This is a genomic window from Streptomyces spinoverrucosus (assembly GCF_006539505.1).
GTDB lineage: Bacteria > Actinomycetota > Actinomycetes > Streptomycetales > Streptomycetaceae > Streptomyces > Streptomyces spinoverrucosus.
The window spans coordinates 36,536-57,511 of the sequence record NZ_BJND01000022.1 but is presented as its reverse complement, the minus strand read 5'-3'; the positions used below and the strand labels follow the sequence as shown (position 1 = coordinate 57,511).

Annotated in this window: 17 protein-coding genes; 7 read left to right on the top strand and 10 right to left on the bottom strand. The window is 72.7% G+C overall.

Translation table 11 applies throughout. From position 1 onward, the window contains the following. Nucleotides 1–14 precede the first annotated feature (14 nt). A complete protein-coding gene (locus SSP24_RS16485) occupies nt 15–1,226 on the top strand; it encodes a trans-sulfuration enzyme family protein (RefSeq protein WP_141310309.1) in 1,212 nt (403 codons plus the stop codon). 348 nt (nt 1,227–1,574) lie between these two features. Here SSP24_RS16485 and SSP24_RS16480 read toward each other — a convergent pair whose 3' ends face one another. The 6 genes from SSP24_RS16480 to SSP24_RS16455 all read right to left on the bottom strand — a co-directional run bounded on the left by SSP24_RS16480 (nt 1,575) and on the right by SSP24_RS16455 (nt 11,562). Next, nucleotides 1,575–3,005 carry a GNAT family N-acetyltransferase gene (locus tag SSP24_RS16480; RefSeq protein WP_229865608.1) on the bottom strand — a complete coding sequence of 477 codons (1,431 nt, stop codon included), beginning with the start codon at nt 3,003–3,005 and terminating at the stop codon, nt 1,575–1,577. Between the two features lie 179 nt (nt 3,006–3,184). Then, entirely contained in the window at nt 3,185–5,839 is a 2,655-nt protein-coding gene (locus SSP24_RS16475) for a DUF7824 domain-containing protein (protein WP_141310308.1), read from the bottom strand. Further along, on the bottom strand, nt 5,836–7,248 hold the full coding sequence (locus tag SSP24_RS16470; RefSeq protein ID WP_141310307.1) for an SWIM zinc finger family protein: 1,413 nt from the start codon (nt 7,246–7,248) through the stop codon (nt 5,836–5,838). The genes SSP24_RS16475 and SSP24_RS16470 overlap by 4 nt, the downstream gene beginning before the upstream one ends. Before the next feature lie 143 nt (nt 7,249–7,391). Next, nucleotides 7,392–8,966, bottom strand: a complete 1,575-nt coding sequence (locus SSP24_RS16465) for an alkaline phosphatase D family protein (RefSeq protein ID WP_141310306.1) — start codon at nt 8,964–8,966, stop codon at nt 7,392–7,394. A gap of 222 nt (nt 8,967–9,188) precedes the next feature. Further along, nucleotides 9,189–10,646 carry a MocR-like pyridoxine biosynthesis transcription factor PdxR gene (gene pdxR, locus SSP24_RS16460; protein ID WP_229865600.1) on the bottom strand — a complete coding sequence of 486 codons (1,458 nt, stop codon included), beginning with the start codon at nt 10,644–10,646 and terminating at the stop codon, nt 9,189–9,191. 64 nt (nt 10,647–10,710) lie between these two features. Further along, nucleotides 10,711–11,562, bottom strand: a complete 852-nt coding sequence (locus SSP24_RS16455) for an alpha/beta fold hydrolase (RefSeq protein ID WP_141310305.1) — start codon at nt 11,560–11,562, stop codon at nt 10,711–10,713. Between the two features lie 108 nt (nt 11,563–11,670). Here SSP24_RS16455 and SSP24_RS16450 point away from each other — a divergent pair, with 108 nt between their 5' ends. Both SSP24_RS16450 and SSP24_RS16445 read left to right on the top strand, forming a co-directional pair. After that, the gene (locus SSP24_RS16450; protein ID WP_141310304.1) at nt 11,671–12,555 is read left to right on the top strand and encodes an RNA polymerase sigma-70 factor; all 885 of its coding nucleotides are present in this window, start codon (nt 11,671–11,673) and stop codon (nt 12,553–12,555) included. 199 nt (nt 12,556–12,754) lie between these two features. Next, nucleotides 12,755–13,516, top strand: coding sequence for a GntR family transcriptional regulator (locus tag SSP24_RS16445; RefSeq protein ID WP_141310303.1), 762 nt, complete (start codon nt 12,755–12,757; stop codon nt 13,514–13,516). 108 nt (nt 13,517–13,624) lie between these two features. Here the strand turns inward: SSP24_RS16445 and SSP24_RS16440 are convergent, their stop codons facing one another. The 3 genes from SSP24_RS16440 to SSP24_RS16430 all read right to left on the bottom strand — a co-directional run bounded on the left by SSP24_RS16440 (nt 13,625) and on the right by SSP24_RS16430 (nt 16,711). Next, nucleotides 13,625–14,782 (bottom strand): ROK family transcriptional regulator, encoded by a 1,158-nt coding sequence (locus SSP24_RS16440; RefSeq protein WP_141310302.1) that lies wholly within the window; start codon nt 14,780–14,782, stop codon nt 13,625–13,627. A gap of 97 nt (nt 14,783–14,879) precedes the next feature. Beyond that, a complete protein-coding gene (locus tag SSP24_RS16435) occupies nt 14,880–15,542 on the bottom strand; it encodes a response regulator transcription factor (RefSeq protein WP_141310301.1) in 663 nt (220 codons plus the stop codon). 14 nt (nt 15,543–15,556) lie between these two features. Further along, nucleotides 15,557–16,711, bottom strand: coding sequence for a sensor histidine kinase (locus tag SSP24_RS16430; RefSeq protein ID WP_141310300.1), 1,155 nt, complete (start codon nt 16,709–16,711; stop codon nt 15,557–15,559). Between the two features lie 108 nt (nt 16,712–16,819). Here SSP24_RS16430 and SSP24_RS16425 point away from each other — a divergent pair, with 108 nt between their 5' ends. From SSP24_RS16425 to SSP24_RS16415, 3 genes are read left to right on the top strand one after another with little or no spacing between them, the layout of a single operon-like run. Continuing rightward, nucleotides 16,820–17,740: an ABC transporter ATP-binding protein gene (locus tag SSP24_RS16425; RefSeq protein ID WP_141310299.1), complete on the top strand. Its 921-nt coding sequence runs from the start codon at nt 16,820–16,822 to the stop codon at nt 17,738–17,740. A 2-nt stretch (nt 17,741–17,742) separates the two neighbouring features. Beyond that, nucleotides 17,743–18,468, top strand: a complete 726-nt coding sequence (locus SSP24_RS16420; protein ID WP_141310298.1) for an ABC transporter permease — start codon at nt 17,743–17,745, stop codon at nt 18,466–18,468. A 40-nt stretch (nt 18,469–18,508) separates the two neighbouring features. After that, nucleotides 18,509–18,940 (top strand): hypothetical protein, encoded by a 432-nt coding sequence (locus SSP24_RS16415; RefSeq protein WP_141310297.1) that lies wholly within the window; start codon nt 18,509–18,511, stop codon nt 18,938–18,940. A gap of 341 nt (nt 18,941–19,281) precedes the next feature. Here SSP24_RS16415 and SSP24_RS16410 read toward each other — a convergent pair whose 3' ends face one another. After that, a complete protein-coding gene (locus tag SSP24_RS16410; protein ID WP_141310296.1) occupies nt 19,282–19,848 on the bottom strand; it encodes an RICIN domain-containing protein in 567 nt (188 codons plus the stop codon). Nucleotides 19,849–20,199: 351 nt separating this feature from the next. Between SSP24_RS16410 and SSP24_RS16405 the strand changes: the two genes are divergently transcribed. After that, nucleotides 20,200–20,946 carry a phosphotransferase family protein gene (locus tag SSP24_RS16405; protein ID WP_141310295.1) on the top strand — a complete coding sequence of 249 codons (747 nt, stop codon included), beginning with the start codon at nt 20,200–20,202 and terminating at the stop codon, nt 20,944–20,946. The last annotated feature ends 30 nt before the right edge of the window (nt 20,947–20,976 follow it).

Genomic DNA, 20,976 nt, shown 5'->3' with positions numbered 1-20,976 from the left:
TCACTCTTCGGGGCATGGACTCCGTGACCAGGGACGCCTACGACGACGTACGCACCCCATCGATCGCAGCGAGAGCACTGGCCACCGAAGCCGTGCACGCCGGGCGTGACGATCTCGCCGGGCAGGGCCTGCACACCCCGCCCATCGACCTGTCCACCACCTACCCCTCGTACGACAGCCGGGCCGAGGCCGCCCGTATCGACGCCTTCGCCACCACCGGCGCCGAACCGGACGGCCCGCCCGTCTACGCCCGGCTGGGCAACCCCACCGTCGCCCGCTTCGAGACCGCCCTCGCCCGCCTCGAAGGCACCGAGTCCGCCGTCGCCTTCGCCAGTGGCATGGCCGCGCTGAGCGCGGTGCTGCTCGTACGGGCCTCCCTGGGCCTGCGCCATGTCGTGGCGGTACGTCCCCTGTACGGCTGCAGCGACCACCTCCTCACCGCCGGTCTGCTCGGCTCGGAGGTGACCTGGACCGACCCGGCCGGTATCGCGGACGCGCTGCGGCCCGACACCGGGCTCGTCCTGGTGGAGTCCCCGGCGAACCCGACCCTCGCCGAACTCGACCTACGGGCCGCCGCCCACGCCTGCGGCTCGGTACCGCTGCTCGTCGACAACACCTTCGCCACCCCCGTACTCCAGCGCCCCGCCGAACAGGGCGCGGGACTTGTGCTGCACAGCGCGACCAAGTATCTCGGCGGGCACGGTGACGTACTCGCCGGAGTGGTCGCCTGCGACGAGGAGTTCGCGGGGCGGTTGCGGCAGGTGCGGTTCGCCACGGGCGGGGTGCTGCATCCGCTGGCCGGTTATCTGCTGTTGCGCGGCCTCGCGACCCTGCCCGTACGGGTGCGGGCGGCGTCCGCGAACGCCGCCGAACTCGTCCGTCGACTCACCGCCGACCCGCGCGTCGCCCGCGTCCACTACCCGCGCATCGGCGGCGCGATGATCGCCTTCGAGGTGCACGGCGACCCGCACGAGGTCATCGCCGGCGTCCGTCTGATCACCCCGGCCGTGAGCCTCGGCAGCGTCGACACGCTCATCCAGCACCCGGCGTCCATCAGCCACCGCATCGTGGACGCGGACGACCGCCGGGGCGCCGGGGTCGGCGACCAGTTGCTCAGGCTGTCGGTGGGGCTGGAGGACGTCGAGGACCTGTGGTCGGATCTGGACGCTGCGCTGGGGGAGGCGCCGGTGCGGGTGCGGGCGTCGGCCGGGGTGTGGCACGCCTGAGCGGCAGGAACGCGTCGGGGGTGGCTCGGGGGCGGCTCGGGGATGGCTCGCGGACCACTCTGGGACCGCTCGGATGGCTCGCGGACCGCTCGCGGACCGCTCGGGGACCGCTCTGGGATGGCTCGGGGGCGGCTCAGGGATGGCGGGCTCGGGGACCCGCTCGGGGGTAGCCCCAGGGGCCGCTCTGGGACCGCTCGGGGACTGCTCTGGGACCGCTCGGGGACGGCTCGCGGACCGCTCCGGTACCGCTCGGCGGGAATGGCTCGCGGACCGCTCGGGGATGGCTCCGGGACCGCTCGGGGGCGGCCCGGTGTCCACCACCGTGCCGCCCCCGACCCGTCGGTCACCTCACTCCCGCACGATCCGCTCGCCGAGCCGCTCCTCGTCGTACGGCAGCCCCGGACGAACCGGCGTCGCGTCCAGCCGGGCCGTGATCACCAGGGTGCCCTCCTCGATCTGGTAGTCGAGGGGCAGGCCAAGGCCGCGCATCGCGGCGACCATGCCGGTGTTGGAGGACTGCGTCACGGCGTACACGCTCTCGCAGCCCGCCTCGACCGCCATCGCCACCAGGCGGCCGAGCAGCTCGGCGCCGATACCCCGGCGCTGCCACTCGTCCTCGACGAGCAGCGCGACCTCCGTCTCGTCCCCGTCCCACAGCAGGTGGCCGAGCCCGACGATCCGGCCCGACGCGGTCTGTACGGCGAGCGTCCGGCCGAAGCGCGGGCTGAGCAGGTGGTTGAGGTAGCGGTCGGCGTCCCCGACCGGCCCGTGGTAGCGCATGGACAGGGTGCGCGCCGAGCACCGGTCGTGCATCTCCTTCGCGGCCTGAAGGTCACCGGTGTCGGCCCGGCGCACGGTGATGGCGTTGCCCTGCGGCAGCGTCAGCTCGTCCTGGCCGCCCGGGACGCGCGGCCCGAGCCGCGCGTCCAGCTCCACCAGGGCCCGCGCCCGCGCGAACTCGGTCGGCGTGAACGGCAGATACGGCCGCTCCACGGTGATCACTCCGCCTTCCGGTGCGCGCAGCCGCATCACGGTGTCCTCCAGAACCCCCTCCACCGGCACGCCGTCCCTCGCGCGACCGCCGCCCACCGGGGTCGCGGGCAGCGAACGGATCGTGCACCGGCCGAGCAACTGCCGCAGTGCGAGTGGCAGTTCGGCGGCGTCCAGCGCCGTACGGGTGGCCAGGCCCAGGACGCGGGTCGGCGCGTCCACCAGGTCGTGGGCGTCGGCCCGCTCGATCCACGTGCCCGTACCGCCCGCCCGGGACACCGCCCGGGTCAGCTCGGAGGCCGCAAGCCCGGCAGGAGCCCGGAGCAGGAACTCGTCCACCGTGCCGTCACCCAGCGGATGCGTCTGCAGGCTGAGGATGTCGACCCGGTGCCCGGCCAGCGCCGTGCACAGCGCGGCCAGCGAACCGGGCTCGTCCTTCACCGTCGTCCGCATCCGCCACAGCGTGCCCTGCCCGGACTCGGACTCCGGGTTCGCCGAGGTCGGCGCGGACGGCCCGGCCTGCCGCTCCGGGGAGGGCGGCCGGGCGCCGGTATCGCTGGTCGGCGGTGCGTGACCGTGGCGGCGTGACCACCAGATGTGGAAGGTCGCCGTGGCGAGCAGGACGATCGCGGAGATCACCAGAAGCGCTGGGCCGTCGGGGCCGTGGCCGATCAGGTTGGCCACGGCGTCCGCCACCGCGACGGCGGTGAACAGCGCGGCGAGTTCCACGACGTCCCGTCGCCAGTGGTGCACCGGGCGGCCGTGTTTCGCTCGGGTCACATCAGACATGTCTCGACTCATGGACCCACTGTGAAGGAAGGGTGTTGCGTGATCACGAACGCTTTGTGACTGATCGGTAAAGCGTGGATCTGCCCTTTTTGTTGCTCTTTCTACTGTTGTTGTGCTGCGGATGCGTGGCCTGCGACGACGCGCCTGCCCAGCCATCGCCCTGTACCAGGCGGCCTACGTCATGCGGCCACCTCCTCGACCAACGCATTACGCAGCCGACGCGCCTGCGTCACCAGACGCGAGGAGCCACGCCGGGCCGTCGCCTGCGCCAGGTGCGGCAGATCGCCGCGCGCCCCGGACCGCTCGGCGCACTCGGCCGCCACCGCCAGCAGCTCCCCGAGCCCCCGCGCCGGCGCGGCCGCCCCGCCGGTCGTGAGATCGGCGAGCAGCACGGGCAGCGTCCGGCTCAGGACGCTCCAGATGGTGGCGTTGGCGCCGGTGGCCGCCGCCGTTCGCGCCGACTCGGCCAGCCGCTGCGTCTTCACCGCGCCGCTCTGGACCAGCTGCCCGAGGTCCGCGCCCAGCCGAGCCGCGTCCAACTGCCCGCGCGCGGCCAGCACCAGCAGCGCGTCCACGGCGGCGAGCCGGTCCTCCTCATGCCGCGCCCCGAGCCCGTAGGCAAGGCCCAGATGGACGGCCTCGCCCGCCTCGCCGCCGGACTCGGCCAGCGGCGGCAGCGCGGCGGCGGCACCCTGGGCGTCGTCCACGGCGAGGTCGGACAGATCCTGCAGCAGCCGCGCCGCCACCAGCTCGCGCCGTTCCGGGAGCAGGGCCGACCAGTGCTGCCGTATGTCGTCGTCCCAGTGGTAGCACCACGCCCGTTTCTGGAAGACGCTCATCGGATTGCCCAGCGGCCGGAACTCCGCCGGGAAGTCGTTTTGCAGGTCGAGGACCTCGCCGAGCTCGACCAGGACGCGCGGCCCCGACGTCCGCCGCCGGGCGGTGGGGAGCGCGGGGACCTCGGAGGTCAGCCAGGCGGCGAGCCGTGTCCCTTCCTGCGTGCCGAGTGCCGCCGCCCGCCGGGCCGCCGACTCTGCCGCCTCCCGGTCCGCGCGGCGCACCCGCAGCAGGGCTTGCGCGAAGTCGGTGGCCGCGACCCGCGCCCCCAGCCGCCGGTAGGTGTCGAGGCGTTCGACCAGCTCGGCCGGTTCCAGCAGGCCCGTGCTCCAGGTCGGGGTGGACAGCAGGAAGGGCAGCGGATCAGTGCGCATCCGGTGCGCCACCTCCCACAGGCGGCACTCGAACGCCCGGAAGAGGGCACCGTGCACGCAGTCGCGGGAGGTCGAACCGCGCTGGACGCGCGCGTGCAGTGTGGCCGTGGGGATCCTGCCGCGCAGGGTGGCGAGGAGAAGGTCGAGGCCGTCGGCGGCATGGGACACGGCGCCGTACGAGCCGGCGAAGCGGTCGCCCGACACGGCCCTGTCGGCGCTGTCCCACCAGCGCCGGGTGATCACCGGCTCCAGTGCTGCCAGCAGGGCGTCACGGTCCTTGTACGCGTGCCGGACCAGGCCGTCCAGGGCCCGCTCGAAGCCGGTCACACCCGGCTCGGAGGCCAGCGCCGCCCCCACCTCCTCGGCCAGCTCCACGGCGGACGCGGCGGCGGGTGCCAGACGCGTCGGCTGCGGTGCCGGGGGCAGCAGCTCCTCGTAGCCCAACGGATCCGGATCCGCGGGCGGCGCGCCCAGCGTCCCGACCGCCCGGGCGCGCAGGCCGGGAATCAACTGCTCGGCGGCCATGGCCAGCTCCGCCCGCGCCTGAACCGGGCCGAGCTTCTTGACGTGCCGCTCGACCAGCTTCAGTGCCCGCTCCTGGACCTCCGCGTCCTCGTGCCCGAATGCCCGCGCGATGGCCGGCAGCAGCTCCCCGGCCGCGGACGCGTCCCGCGCGAGCACCTTGCCCAGCAGCACGAGCTGGGCCCGCACGAGCTTCTTCTCGGTCCGGAACAGCACCGCTTCCGACATCTCCGCCAGGTGGTGGGGCGCCAGCTCACCGTCCAGGGCCAGGCCTCCGAGGACGGACTGGGCGTACGAGGCCACCGTCGACGTCGCGTCCGAGGCCAGCGCCAGCCAGTCGGCCGTCCGCTCCCGCTCCTCGTCCCGGGTGAGCCCCAGGCACTTCAACAGGCGCAGGAACACCCGCTGATCCGCGGCCGTACCACTCCGCAGCAGCCGGGCCACGCACGCGTCGACCGTCACTCCGCGGTCGAGGGCGCCCTCGACGGTCAGCTGCGCCAGCGCGCCGGTCCAGCTGTCCGGCCCGTCGTGGTTCGGCCACTGCAGCCGGCTGCCGATGTCGCCCGTCTCGAACAGGGCGGCGGCGAGCTCCCGCAGATGCGGGTCCTGCCGCAACCGGTCGAGCAGTGTGCCCCCGCGCTGCCACGAGCCGCGCAGGTGGTCGACCCAGCCCCGGACATAGGCGTCGGTGGTCGGCACCGGGCAGCCGCAGAGCCGTACCAGACCGGCCATCAGCTCGTACGGCACCCAGGCGGTGACCGGACGCTGTGCCAGCCGGTGCGTCACATCCGCCAGCCAGTCGGTCTCCCGGTCGCCCAGGATGTGCAGCAGCACGCCCGGCGAGACCCCCGACCAGCGCAGGTCGGCGGCGGAGACCCAGCTCGCCACCCCCGCCGCACCCGTCTGGCACGCGGCTCCGGCCACATGCAGCGCGGGATACGCGCGACGCGCGTCCGACTCCCAGGGCGCCGCCCGCAACTCCTTGCGCAGCACCTTCAACTCGGTGAAGTGCGACCGCCGTTCGGCATCCGTCATGCCGTCCAGCAGGCTCACCACCTCGGCCGTACGCCCGGCCCGCACCAACTCCATCAGCGCACTCATCGCACACCCCCGTCGACCCGCTCCGTCTGTCCGACCTGCTCCACGGCCGTCCCGCGCCGCACCATGCGCACCGCCAGCGCGTGCTTGCACGGCCCGCGCCCGCCCCGGTACTTCGCCCACCACAGACAGCTGCAACTCAGCACCCCGGCCTGCTCACGCACCCGGTGCACATGCCCGTCCTCCGCCGTCACCGTGGCAACCGCGCCGTCCAGGGCGACCGCGCCCGCCGCCACCAGCGCGCGGGCGGACCGCAGACGCGGGTTGTGCCGCTCCACGCGCTCGGCGTCGTAGGGCAGTTCGCGGTGGAAATAGGCCGCCTCCGCCACGTCATATCCGACGCGCCCCGAGGTGCCGAGGCGGACGAGGGCCGCCCGGACGCGCTCGGCGGTCAGCCCGGAGGCGGTCGCGAGGTCGCAGACGTCGACACGGGGCTCCCACGCCAGCAGCACCGAGATCAGCTCCGCGTCCTCGCCGGCCTCGTCGGCGGCCAGCGCGTCGAGGACGCCACCCTCGCCGGAGAACCCGCGCGAGGCGTCGGGAGACAGCGTCAGGGTGAGCCGCATGCCCGGCAGGACTACCTCCCATGCGGCGGCCGTGGCGGCGGCGCCGCCCGTGACCGGTGGGCCGTACACACGTAGGGCCGTCGCGTGCCGCAGCACCCGCTGGAGCGCGATCAGCCGCTCCGGGCCGGGCAGACACACCGCGCCCGGCACGGCCCGGGTGCTCGGCCGCAGCCCGCGACCGGCCGGCACCACCCAGCGGGCGCCGCCCGACGCACCGCGCCCGCCACCACGGGGCAGCGACCGCAGAAACCGCACCGCCTCGGCGGCCGGCAGCTCCGCCCGCAGGTCGAATCCTGCGGCGATCACCTGGGCCTCGGCGAACCCCCGCAGCCAGCGATCCGGAAGCGGGACCTTCTTCTCCACGACCGGGCCGTCCAGCGTCGTCACCGCCAGCTCGTCCGGGCCGACCCTGAGGTGGAGCGGGTCGGTCGAGCCGATCCTCGACAGGGCCTCGCGCAGCGGGTTGTTGACGTCGACGTTCGTCGTCCCGTGCCCCACCACGCCGCCGTCGAGGCCCGCCTCCAGGACGTCCAGGCGCGCATACACCCCACCGCAGCCGGAGAACGACTCGAAGCGGAGCCGGTCGCCGTTGCCCGTCACCACCGGGTCGAGCGAGGCGCGCAGCTGTCGCTGGTAGTACCGCGCGGCCGCCACGTCCGCCACCGCCAGCAGCCCTGCCGCAGCTACTTGAGGCGCCGTCAGAAAGCCCGCGAAGAACTGCGGATGGTCCCGCACGCCCGAAGGCGTCGCACCTCGTGAGGTCTCCAGACCCAGGCGCTGTCCGTCCGCCGCGGACACCAGCACGGAGGGTCGCCGATAGGCCACGGCCTGCAAAGATCGCGTCATGGGAAAACCGTAGAGGCGACCACTGACAATCGGCTCTGACCTGCAAAAACGCCGCGACAGCAGCGGAGTTGAGGCCGATACGACCGTGCCGCGCACCGGGGGATGACGCCGGTGCGCGGCACACGTTCACGAGGGTACGGGAGCTACTGACCCACTCGGCCCGGCTGCAGCACCTTGGTGAACAGCACGGTGCCGTCCTGCTCGCGCAGTCGGACCGTCAGTTCGGCGGTGTCGCCGTCGATGTCGACCTCGCCGAAGAACTGGTAGCCCTCGGCGGGCGAGACGTTGGCCGTCGTCGGCGCCTTCACGAACACCCGCTCCGGACCGAACGTGTTGTCGAGCGCGTTCGCCGGGAAGGCACCGGCGTTGAGCGGGCCGGACACGAACTCCCAGAACGGCTCGAAGTCCGTGAACGCCGCCCGCGACGGCTGGTAGTGCTGCGCCGAGGTGTAGTGCACGTCGGCCGTCAACCACACCGTGCCCGTGATCCGCCGGTGCTTGATGAACCGCAGCAGCTCGGCGATCTGCAGCTCACGGCCGAGCGGGGCACCCGGGTCGCCCTGCGCGACCGCCTCGATGTTCGGCTTGCCGTCCCCGGTGTCCGGCACGACCAGGCCGAGCGGCATGTCGGAGGCGATCACCTTCCACACCGCCCGCGACCGGGACAGCTCCCGCTTGAGCCACTGCAACTGCTCGCGGCCCAGGATGCCCTGCGGGTCGGTGGTCTGGTCGTCCGTCGAGTTGGCGTTGCGGTAGGTGCGCATGTCCAGGACGAACACGTCCAGCAGCGGACCGTAGTGCTGCACCCGATAGACCCGGCCGTCGGGGCGGCGCAGCGTCGATATGGGGAAGTACTCCGAGAACGCCTGCCGGGCACGCGCGGCGAGCACGTCGACGTTCTTCTCCGTGTACCGGCTGTCGGTGAGGATCTCACCCGGGTACCAGTTGTTGGTGACCTCGTGGTCGTCCCACTGGATGATCGACGGCACCTGGGCGTTGAAGGCGCGCAGGTTCTCGTCCAGCAGGTTGTAGCGGAAGTTGCCGCGGAACTCCGCCAGCGTCTCGGCGACCTTCGCCTTCTCCTCGGTGGTGATGTTCCGCCAGGTCCGCCCGTCGGGCAGCGCCACGGTCTCGGTGATCGGGCCGTCGGCGTAGACGTTGTCGCCGCTGCAGATGAAGAAGTCCGGGTTCAGGGCGGCCATCGCGTCGTAGATCCGGTAGCCGCCGAGCTCCGGGTTGATGCCCCAGCCCTGGCCCGCCAGGTCGCCGGACCAGACGAACCGCACGCCGTCACGCCGCCGGGCGGGCGCCGTACGGAAGGTGCCGGTCACCGGCTCTCCGGTACGGCGCGGGTCGTCCGGGTCGGCCAGCAGCACGCGGTAGTGGATCTGCTCGCCGGACGGCAGGCCGCGCAGCAGGGTCGTGCCGGTGAAGTCGGAGTTCTTGCCGAGTAGCGGGCCGTACCACCTGCGCGGGTTGCGGAACGACTCGGTCGCGGAGGTCTCGACGATCATCCGGGCCGGGCGGTCGGAGCGCACCCACACCAGCCCGGAGTGCGCGGACACGTCGCCCGTCTGCACGCCCCAGCCCGCCTTCGGGCGCCCCGACAGGGCGAGGGCCGGCGCCGCGCCGAGACCGACGGGCAGAGTCAGCGCCGCCGACGCGGCGAGAGAGCCGCGCAGGACACTGCGGCGGCCGGGCAAGGGTCGGTGTGACATAGGTGGTGCCTCCAGGACAGGACGGAATCCGGCCAGTTGTCATGCCAGAACTACTGGGACGCCGCAGCGCACACGCAAACCAGGAGTGAACAACGGGCCGCGGGGACACGGGGAGCGGAGTGGCGGTGGGGGCTGATGTGACTGGCGGGCTGTGGTGACGGGTGAGGGGCAGGGCTACGGCGCTGGATGCCCAAGGCCATGCCCAAAAGCCGCCGTACGCCCCTACTCACCCCGTACCGCCTCCGCCATCACCCGCACCCCCTCCCGAATCCGCCCCGGCGACACATGCGCGTACCCGAGCACAAGCCGCACCGCCGCGTCCCCATCCCCCGAGGCGCCCGCACGCGCGTACACGCACTCCGACAGCGCCCGTACGGCAACCCCAGCCGCTCCCACGCGCGCGAGGAACCGCTCCTGCGGCCCGTACCACTCCGGCAGTGTCGCGATGACGTGCAGTCCCGCCGCGATCCCGGACACCTCGGCGCCGGGGAAGTGCTCGTCGAGCGCGGCCACCAGGGCGTCACGCCGTTCGCGGTACGCGCGCTGGCAGCGCCGCAGCTGGCTGTCGTAGCCGCCGCGCTCCAGGAACCGGGCGAACAGTGCCTGGTCGAGGGTGGGATGGCCGAGGTCGATGGCCCGCTTGCGGGCGATGACGTCGTCGGCCAGCCACTCCGGGACCAGCACCCAGCCGAGCCGCAGCCCCGGGGCGAGAGACTTGCTGACCGAGCCCATATAGGCGACGCGTTCGGGGTCGAGGCCCTGGAGCGCGCCCACGGGCGCCCGGTCGTAGCGGAAGTCGCCGTCGTAGTCGTCCTCCAGGACGAGCCCGTCCACGGACCGCGCCCAGTCGAGCAGTTCGGCGCGGCGTTGCGCGGAGTACGCGATCCCGGTCGGGTACTGGTGCGCCGGCGTCGTCACCACGGCCCGTACCCCGGACGACCGCAGCGGACCCATGGAGAGCCCCTCGTCGTCCAGCGGCAGTGGCACACAGGTGACCCCGGCCGAGGCGTACACGCCGTTGTGCTGCGGACTGCCGGGGTCCTCGACGCCGATCGCGGGCATCCCGCGCGCGTGCAGCACGACGGCGAGCAGTGTCGTCGCCTGGGTCACGCCGGAGACGACCACGATCCGCTCCGGGTCGGCGACCACACCCCGGCGGCGGCCGAGCAGTTCGGCGAGTGCGGTGCGCAGCCTGGGCAGGCCGCGTGGGTCGGGGTAGCCGAGGTCGTGGTGCGGCAGCTCCGCCAGCACTTGGCGCTGGGCGGCGGCCCAGGCGGCGCGCGGGAACAGCGACAGGTCCGGCGTCCCCGGCACGAAGTCGGCGCGCGCACCGCAGGTGCGGGGAGCGAGGTCACGCGCGCGCGGGTGTGCGGCTCGTACGGCGTCGCCCACCCAGGTCCCCGCACCCCGGCCGCTGCGCAGGTACCCCTCCGCCGTCAGCTGCTCGTACGCCTCCGTGACCAGCCCGCGCGACACGCCGAGGTCGGCCGCGAGGTCCCGGCTGGACGGCAGCCGGGTGCCCGGCGCGAGCCGCCCGGAACGGACCGCCGCCCGCAGCGCGGCCTGCAACGAGCGGCCACGCGCGCGTGCGGGTGCCGAGGCGGCGGGCAGCAGCAACTCCCAGGCGGCGGAGCCCATGTGTTCCGGCCCGTCGGTCTGTGAGGGCTTCGCGGGCTTCATGGACGGGACATTAGCTGGCGTAGACCCGCGGACTGGGTCCGGGTGATCGTCCTGAAGGAGGCCCTCAGGGCGTCTCCCTCGCGACAGACCGGCTGCCGTCGAGCAGCACGCGCGAGACGAGTGCCGGGTCGTCGTTCATCGGGACGTGACCGCAGCCGGGCAGCCGTATCAGCCGGGCCTTGGGCAGCATGTACTTGGCGCGGATTCCCTGCCGGGGCACCAGCAGCCGGTCCCTGCTGCCCCAGGCCACGGTGACCGGGATCCCGGTGATGTCGTCGGTGAACTGCACGTCCCGGCCGCTGCGGAGGGTCTCCGAGAACCCCTGGGCACGGGCCAGCGCGAGCGTCTCGGCGACCACCGCCTCGGGCGAACGGCGGCCCGGGCGGGCGTAGATGGTGCTCGTCATCAGCGTGCGGCCCACCGCGTGGCGGGCGAGCGCCTCGACCAGGGGTGGCGGCATCCGTCGGGCGAGCTGCCGCATCGTCATGAGCACTGCGAAGGCGTAGCGCCGCTCCGCCTGCGACCAGAACCCGGCGGGGGACAGGGCTGTGACCGACCGTACGAGCTTGTCCCGGCCGAGCTGGAGGGCCAGCAGGCCGCCCAGCGAGTTGCCCGCCACATGGGGCCGTTCGAGCCCCAGCGCCTCGCACAGCGCGGCGAGCACGGCGGTCATCGTCGGCAGGTCGTGCGCGAGGCCGTCCGGCAGCGCCGGGGACTCCCCGGACCCCGGCAGGTCCACGGCGATCACCTCCCGTTCGACCGCCAGGACGGGGACGACCGGATCCCATACCTGCCGGTGGTGACCTATGCCGTGCAGCAGGACCAGCGGTTCACCGGTGCCCACGCGCGCGTACGCCAGGCTCATGCTGCGCGGGCCGCGCGGGGTGGGGACCTTGAAGGAGACGGTGGCGGACATACAGCTCCTTGCTGAGGACTCGGGGCCGGACTTGGTGCAGACACCTTGTCAGCGACAGCTACCGACGGGTAGCCCCCGTCACCGCCGAGCGGCTGGAACGATGAGGTGGTGACTGCCGACACCGCCACCGAGGTCTTCGAAGAGCACCGCCCCGTTCTCCTGGGCGTCGCCTACCGCATGCTGGGCCGCGTCGCCGACGCGGAGGACGTGGTCCAGGACGCCTGGCTGCGCTGGTCCGCCGCCGACCGAGCCGACGTGCGCGACCCGCGCGCGTACCTGGTCCGCGTCACCACCCGCCTCGCCCTCGACCGGCTGCGCCAGATCAAGACCCGCAACGAGGCGTACGTCGGCCCCTGGCTGCCCGAGCCGTACGTCACCGAGTTCGGGGACACCGCCCCCGACACCGCGGAGCGGGCCGTGCTCGCCGACTCCGTCTCCCTCGCCGTCCTCGTCGTACTGGAGTCGCTGTCGCCGCTGGAACGGGCGGTGTTCGTCCTCCGGGAGGCCTTCGGCTACCCCCACGCCGAGATCGCCGCCATGCTCGACCGTGCCGAGCCCGCCGTACGGCAGCTGGCCGGCCGTGCCCGCCGGCACGTCGAGGAGCGGCGGCCGCGCTACGACGTCGACCCCGCCGAGCGCCGCGACCTCACCGAGCGGTTCCTGGCCGCCGCCGGGGACGGCGACCTCGACGGCCTCATGGCGCTGCTCGCGCCCGACGTCCGCCTCGTCGGCGACAGCGGCGGCAAGGCCCAGGCGCCGCTGCGGGTGCTGCAGAGCGCCGACCACGTGGGCCGCTTCCTCATCGGCGCCGCCCGCAAGGGGATTCCGGACATGTCGTATCGCTTCCTGGAACTCAACGGCGGTCCCGCGGTCCTCGTCCTGTCCGGCGACAAGCCCGACTCCGTGTTCCAGCTGGACGTCCTCGACGGACGCGTCCAGGCCGTCTACGTCATCCGCAACCCCGACAAGCTGCGATCACTGGCCACCGCATAGACGCCGTTGCGTCACGAATGCGGCGTGGCGCGAACGGCCCATGAACGCTTGGCCGCACCCCACCTGTGCAGCACCCGAGGGCCGAGGATTGGTCTTGACCAAGGGTGAGGGCCGCCTTATGGTCGTAGATAAGTACAACAACCTTTAATAAACAAGGGCGCTAAAACGCCGCCGGATCACGGCGATTGCGGAGGACAGGGTGGGGACCACGCAGCTGGAATCGGTGCCGGAACCTAAGTACTGGCATCTCAAGACCGTGCTCACGGAGGCACTGGACTCCGAGTTCTCGGTGGGCGAGATCCTGCCCAACGAGCGCGACCTCGCCGCCCGCTTCGGCGTCGCCCGCGCCACGCTCCGCCAGGCCCTGGAACAGCTGGAACTGGAAGGCAGGCTGCAACGCCGCCGCGGAGTCGGTACGACCGTCGCCCCGCCGCGCGTGGGCGTGGCCGTCGGCACTGAGCAGCACGCCTGGCCCGGCGCGCCCGGTGACGCCTGGCAGGCCGTCGACTGCACCGTCGCGGCCCCGCCGGCCGCGGTCGCCGACGCCCTGGAGACCGGCCGCGACGAGCCCGTGCACATCGTGCGCCGCACCCGTACGACGCACGGCCAGCCCGTCGCCGCCGAGCTGCTGTACATCCCGGCCTCGTCGGTGCCCGACCTGTCCGCCATCGACGCACCGTCGGGACCGGCACGCGCGCGTGCGGTGCTGCGCGAGCTGCAGCACCTGGAGCTGGAGGGGCAGGACCGCGCCGTCGAACTCGGTTCGGCCCGCGCCGACGACGCCAAGGAACTCGACCGCCTGCCGGGCGCGCCGGTCCTGGTGGTCACCACCCGCTTCCACGCCGCCGGCAGCACCGCGGCGGTCTCCGTCGCGACGTACCGCGCTGACACGTGCCGGTTGACGTTCGGCGACTCGGGCGGAGTGGAGATCCACGAGGACCCGCAGCGCCGGGCGTCCTGAACGCCGCAGGCCCTTTTCGTACGGCGCCCCGGAGGGACCCTCCTTCGAGGCGCCGGACGTCTCTTGAGTTGGCTCTCTAGTCCGTGGGGACGTTCGACGAGCCGCCTCTCACCGGCGCGCCGTCACCGTGCCCTCCACCGCGAACAGCTGCTTCTCCACATGGTCCAGGGCCAGCCGCAGCGCCCCCGTGGCCACGGCCGCCTCTCCCAGCAGCGACAGCGTCACCTTCGGCGGCCGCAGACAGTACCGCGCCAGTTCCCGCCGCAGCGGATCCAGTACGCCGTCCAGTCCCGCCGCCCAGCCGCCGATGACGACCAGCTCCGGGTCGAGGGCCAGCACGAGTGCGGCCACGTCGTGCACGAGCCGTTGGATGAACCGGTCGACGGCGGCCATGGCCCGCTGGTCGCCCTCGCGGGCCTGCGCGAAGACCTTGGCGACCGCCTGCTCGTCCAGCGGGTGCAAAGGCTCGTCCGTGGTGGACAGCAGCGTCTCCGGTGTCACCTCCCGGCCCAGCAGATGCAGCGCGCCGATCTCACCGGCCGCTCCGCCGTACCCCCGGTGCAGCCGCCCGCCGATCAACGAGCCGGCGCCCGGGCTCAGCCCCGCCAGCACGAACACCACGTCGTCGGACTCGGTCGCCGACCCCTTCCAGTGCTCGGCGACCGCCGCCGCGTTGGCGTCGTTCTCCACCAGCACCGGGCACTTGAAGGAGCGGCCCAGCCGTTCCCCGAGCCGCAGCCCCGTCCAGCCGGGCAGCGCCGTGCCCAGCCGTACGGTCCCGTCCGCCTCGACGATCCCGGGCGTCGCCACCCCCACCGCCCGCAGCGAGCTCCGTGCGACCCCCGCCCGGCGCAGCAGCTCGGCGACGGCGGTGCGCAGCCGCTCCAGCCGCTCGTCGGCGTGCGCGGTCTCGTCGACGTCCTTGGCCTGCGCGCCGACGATCCGCCCGTCCAGATCCGCGAGCAGCGCGGCGACCCGATGCGGCCCGATCTCCAGCCCCAGCAGATGCCCGGCCTCCGCCCGGAACCTGAACCGCCGCGCCGGGCGCCCCTGACGCCGCGCGGCACCCTCCTCGGCCGCCTTCTCCACCACGAGACCGGCCTCGATCAGCCCCTCGACGACACCCTCCACCGTCGGCCGGGACAGCCCGGTCACCCGGGTGATCTCCGTCAGCGTCGCGCAGTCCGTGGCACGCAGCGCGTGCAGCACCACCGCGGAATTGATCCTTCGCAGCAGCGAGGGATCCCCGCCGGTCAGCCGCCCCAACGTCCGTCCTCCCAGCTCGTGCGCGTGTTTGGCGGATCGTACTCGGCACCGCGGACAGCGGCGAGTGCCGTAAGCCCTCCAGTCCGCCGAGGACGGGTCAGCCCGGCGAGACGAACCCCGACTCGTACGCCGTGATCACCGCCTGCGTGCGGTCCCGTGCCCCGAGCTTCGCCAGCACCGAGCTGACGTGCGACTTGACCGTCTCCGTGCCGACGATCAGCTGACCGGCGATCTCCGCGTTCGACAGCCCACGGGTCATCAGCCGCAGCACCTCCGCCTCCCGCTCGGTCAATTGCGCCCGCTCCAGCACTGCCCGCGCCGCCGGGTTACCGCTTCCGTCGCCGTGCTCGGCGGCCAGTTGCCGCACCGACGCCGGGAACAGCAGCGACTCGCCCTCGGCGACCAGCCGCACCGCGTGCACGATCTCCGCCGGCCGCGCCCGCTTCAGCAGGAACCCGTCGGCACCCGCCCGCAGCGCCTCGTAGACGTACTCGTCGTTCTCGAAGGTCGTCACCACCAGGATCTTCGGCGGATCCGGCACGGTCCGCAGCACCGCGCGCGTGGCCTCGATGCCGTCGAGCAGCGGCATCCGTACGTCCATGGCGACCACGTCGGGCCGCAGTCGCCGTACCAGCGGAATCACCGCGGCCCCGTCGGCAGCCTCCCCGACCACCTCGATGTCCGGCTGCGCCTCCAGCACGGCCCGCAGGCCCGCGCGTACGAGGGGTTCGTCGTCGACGAGGAGAACGGTGACCGGCATCCGGCCAGCGTAGATCAGCCCAGCGGCAGCTCGACGTGCACCTGCCAGTCGCCGTCGTCGGGGCCCGTGTGCGCCCGGCCGCCCAGCAGCGCCGCCCGCTCGCGTATCCCGCGCAGCCCGCTGCCCCGGCCGGGCCCGGGTATCGGCGCCGGCAGCGGATTGCGGACCTCCAGGTCCAGATGGCCGTCCGCGACCGCGACCCGCACGCGCGCGGGGACACCGCCCGCGTGCCGGAGCACGTTCGTCAGCGCCTCCTGAAGGATGCGGTAGCCCTCCCGGGACACCGGGCCGGGCACCGTGGCCAGTGGTCCGGTGAACTCGGCGTCGACCTTCGCCCCGGAGGTGCGCGCGGATTCCAGCAGCCGGTCCGCCTCGACGAGCGTCGGACGGCTGCTCAGCGGACGCTCCGCCTCGCGCAGGATGCCGAGCACCCGGTCCAGGTCCTCCAGCGCGGCCCGCCCGGTCTCCTCGATCGCACCCAGCGCCCGGTCCGTGAACGCCGGATCGCCCGCCGCCCGCGCGGCGCCCGCCTGCACCACCGCCACGGTCAGCGCGTGCCCTATCGAGTCGTGCAACTCCCGCGCGATTCGGTTCCGTTCGAGGAGCTGCTCGGTGCGTTCCTCCAGGTCGGCCAGCCGCTCGGCCGCCGACGGCCCGAGGAGCCGGCGTGCGATCGCGGTGACCAGTTTGCCGAGCCCCACCACCCCGCCGTACATCGCCAGAAGGGGGACCGGCACCAGGAAGGCGTAAGCCCAGTGGGGTTCGACGATCCGCAGGATCGGGTTGTCGTACGGCCGGGTGCCGAGCGCCGCCGAGGCCAGGTCGACGGCGACGATCGGCAACCACACGGTCATCAGCGCGGTCACCGCGGCCAGGCCCATCCGGACCTCCAGCCACAGCACGGTCCGCAGCCGGTCGCCCCAAGTCGCCGACGGCGCGGTGGAGATCCCCGAGTGCGGCTCGTCCGGGGTCAGCATGAACCGCGCCTGCAGCCCCTCGCCCCGCCGAACGGCAGGGATAAGCCCGACCGGGATCAGCAGCAGCGCGGGCACCCACGGCCGTGACATGTCGATGAACAACCACACGCTGGCCAGCAGCACCGGAACGCACAGGTGCAGCAGGCGGGTGTACGTCGTCCCGCGCAGCAGCGGGTGCAGAAGGCGGACCATCGGCTCATCGTGCCAGCCGCCACTGACAGCGGGCCTCACCCGAGCGGGGGAGACGATCTCCACGCACAGGGGAGGTCCGGCCCCCGGGCAGGCGGCCAGGCTGGGGCCATGACCAGCATCGACGTCCGAGACCTCACCAAGGAGTACGGCACCCGGCGCGCCGTCGACCACCTCACCTTCACCGTCGAGCCCGGCCGGGTCACCGGCTTCCTCGGCCCCAACGGCGCCGGAAAGTCCACCACCATGCGGCTGGTGCTCGGCCTCGACCGGCCGACCTCCGGCACCGCGACCATTGGCGGCCGTGCCTACGCCACGCTGCACGAACCGCTGCGCGAGGTCGGCGCCCTGCTCGACGCCCAGGCCGCGCACGGCTCGCGCACCGGACGCGACCATCTGCGCACCCTCGCCGCGAGCAACCGCATCCCGGTGCGCCGGGTGGACGAGGTGCTGGAGGAGACGGGCCTGGCCACCGCCGCCCGCCGCCGGGTGAAGACGTACTCCCTCGGCATGCGCCAGCGTCTCGGTATCGCGGCCGCCCTGCTCGGCGACCCGCCCGTCGTCCTGCTCGACGAGCCCTCCAACGGCCTCGACCCGGAGGGCATCATCTGGATCCGCACGCTGCTGCGCCGGCTCGCCGACGAGGGGCGCACGGTGCTCGTCTCAAGCCACCTGATGAACGAGACCGCGTCCTTCGCCGACCACCTGGTCGTCCTCGGCCGGGGACGGCTCCTCGCCGACATGCCGATGCGGGAGTTCATCCACGCGCGCGTGCAGCCCCGCGTCCGGGTTCGCACCACAGAGGAGGCCGCCCTGCGGGAGCTGCTCGCCCGGCACGGCTACGAGGCCGCCCTGGGCGACGGCGGCGGGTGGATCGTGCAGCACGCGCGCGTGGAGGACATCGGCCGCCTCGCCTCCGAGGCACGGCTGCCCGTCCTCGAACTCGCCGCCCAGGAAGGCACCTTGGAACAGGCCTATCTGGATCTGACCGCCGCCGAGACCGAGTTCACCGCCCAGCCCCAGGAGGCCTGACCATGCCCTTCACTCCCGTTTTGCACGCCGAGTGGCTGAAGATCCGCACCCTGCGCTCGCTGTACGGCGCCCTGGTGGCGCTGTTCGCCGTGACGACGGCGTTCTCCGCGATCGCGGCCACGGACGGCAGCGACGACCCCGAGTTCGACCCCCTGTTCACGGCGTTTCTCGGGATGGTGCCCGGCCAGATCGCCGCCGTCGCCTTCGGTGCCCTCGCCGTCTCCTCCGAGTTCACCGGCGGCGGGCTGTGGCTCGCCCTCGCGGCGGTGCCGCAGCGGGGCCGTTGGTTCACGGCCAAGCTGACCGCCATCGCCGTACCGGTGTTCATCGTCGGACTGGTCACCGGAGGCGCCTCGTTGGCCGCCGCCCGCGCGGGCATGGGCGCCGCGGCAGACGGGCTCACCGCAGGAGAGCAACTGCGCGGCGCCCTCGGCTGCGGCGTCTACCTCGCGCTGATGGCCCTGTTCGCGGCCGGACTCGCGGCCCTGCTGCGCAGCGGGACCGGCGCGCTCAGCATCCTGATCCCCTTCCTGCTGGTCGTGTCCTTCGTGATCGGGGACGCCGCGGGCGGCCTGACCGACTTCCTGCCGGACCGCGCCGGCCAGATCGCCCTGCACAGCACGTGGGACGGGAGCCTGGGCCCGTGGACCGGGCTCGGCGTAACCGCGCTGTGGACGGCGGGTGCTGTGGTGGCGGGTGCGTGGAGCGTTCGGCGGCGGGACGCCTGACGCACCGCCAATTGTCAGTGGCGCCGGGTTTACTGGGTTCATGAACATCGCACGGTGCCTGGACACGATTGACCGGCTGTGCTCGCGCCCCTTTCCGGCGGAGCACGGCCGGTCGGACGTCGGCCGAGAAGGACCGGGCTACTACATAGCGGAGTTGGGAGCAGCGGACCCCGACTGCGAGCACGGGGAGCGCACGGCCGAGGACGTCGAAGCCTTCAGGGAGGGGATAGCCCAGCGACTCAACGAGCGATGGGGGGCGAATCCCCTGTGGGGCATGCTCACCCTCCGGGTGCGCGGCGAGCGGGGCGAGGAGATACCGGAGCCGTGGGCGAGCATCAGCGCCATGGCGGACGACCTGTACGTGTGGGAGGCGACGGGAACGGGCCGCTGGGTCGCGCTAGGTGTCGCCGACGGCGACGAGACGGACCCGGCCCGACTGCTCGCCGTTGTCACGGAGGTGGACCCCGAGTGACTGGCTGGCCCTGGGCACGAGGTGGCCTCCGTGTAACGGGCTTGTCCTCCGCCCGGCGGCCACCCCCGCGTGAGCGGCCTTGTTGAGCGGTTCCAGATCACCCCGCACGTTCGTCACCCTTGGCTGCGCCGTCATCTGCCGGCGACGACTGCGCACCGCACGTGGTGACTTTCGGGTTATCCAGTGCCGTGTGAAGCGTCACACGTCTAACAAGTCATCTCAACTGAGCCTGCGGTAGCAGATGAAGGTGCAGGGACTCGGCGACTGGGCGGGCCCGACAGCAGCTCTTCACTTGGACGGTGCGTCGGGCCCGGCAGTGCCCGCGTGAGACGGTACGGCGATTACAAGTCGCTGTAACGGATGCGGAAGAGCTGGTTGATGTGTCCAGGCCCGTCGGTCTGCCCGAGGCGGAGCGTGGAGTAGCGGTCGTTGGTTGCGGGCGTGATGGCCAGGCTGTCGTCTTCGTACGGCCGAATGGTGAATTCAGCGGTTGTACCGTTGGACTCCAGAGTCCACCGCTGCGCCTTGCTGCCGGTGCTGCAGGTGCGCTGGACGATCTGTGTCCCTACCACGGCGTTGGCTGGATCGCCGGGTTGCAGGCAGTACTGGCCGCCCGAGTTCTCGATGCGGACCTGATCGCGCAGGCCTGTCGCACGGAAGATCCATTTCTCCCCGGCCCCGTGGGTGCTGTCGTAGTCCTCAAACAGCTGTACGTTTGAGGCTGCGTCGCCCCGCCAATGACTGGACATGATGTGCGTGTCTGTGAGGACGTGGTCGATGTGCACCGCTTGCCCGATGGGGACTTGCAGTTCGGGTGCCGGGGCGGGTGCGGCGTTGGCGATGCCGGCGGGGACGAGTGTGGCGAGAGCCAGTGCCGCAATCGGCGCGATCTTGCGGGACAGAGGCATGCGTGTCTCCTTCTCAACGTGTCTATGCCTGCATCTGGAGCGAGTGAGTGGCGAGTATTTGGTCGTCGGTGCCGGCACTCACTCCGAGAACTGGAACGCGGGGGCTGGCCGGGGTCGGCATCGCCCGCAAAGTCCAGCGGACAGAGGCGAGCGATGAACACCCGGCCAGAGCATGTCCGGTCAGCTGTCGCCCATGCGGTGTCCGGCCTGTACCACCCGCCCGGGGGACGACAGTGAGGCAGAGACCAAGCACCGGCGTGCACCGGCGCTCGCTGCAGTGGGGACACCCGGCCACAACCCGACGATGTGAAGAGGCGACGTCGGCGATCATCCCCGGGATACTGGTCGCCCATGGATGAGGTCAAAGTCGTCGTCGCCCATTCCGAGCGCGCGACTCTGCGCGTCGGTGACGTGTTCTTGAAGGTGGACGCCGATCAGGCGCGCATCGACGCCGAGGTCGAGGCGATGTCCCTCGCGCCGGTCCCGACCCCGGAGGTCCTGTGGCGCAAGCCGCCCGTGCTCGCGATCGCCGCACTCCCGGGGACGACGCTTGGGCGCCTCGGCGGGCCGTCGACCGGGTCGCCGACGGCGTGGGCCGCGGCGGGCGCCGCCATCCGGAAGCTGCACCAAGCGCCCCTGCCGCCCCTGCCGGGCCGGGCCGGGCGGAGCATCGTCGCGCTGGCGGCGGAACTCGACGACGAGTGCAAGTTGCTCGTGACGAACGGTGTCCTGCCCGCTGACCTGGTCACCCGCAACCGCCATGTCGCCGAGGCCGCGCTCCGGCCGTGGACTCCGGCGTTCACACACGGCGACCTGCAGATCGCGCACCTCTTCGTCGACGGCGACGAGGTCACCGGAATCATCGACTGGTCCGAGGCGGGTCAGGGTGATGCCCTGTACGACCTCGCCACCTTCACGCTCGGGCACGAGGAGCACCTCGACGACGTCATCGCCGGCTATGGCACCGACATCGACCTCGACGTGATCCACGCGTGGTGGTCGTTACGAAGCCTGCTGGCAGTTCGCTGGCTGATCGAGCACGGCTTCGACCCCTTCGCGCCGGGCTGTGAGGTCGACGTGCTGAGATCCCGGATGTGAGGCTGCGCGGGCCCGGCTGCTACGTATGCG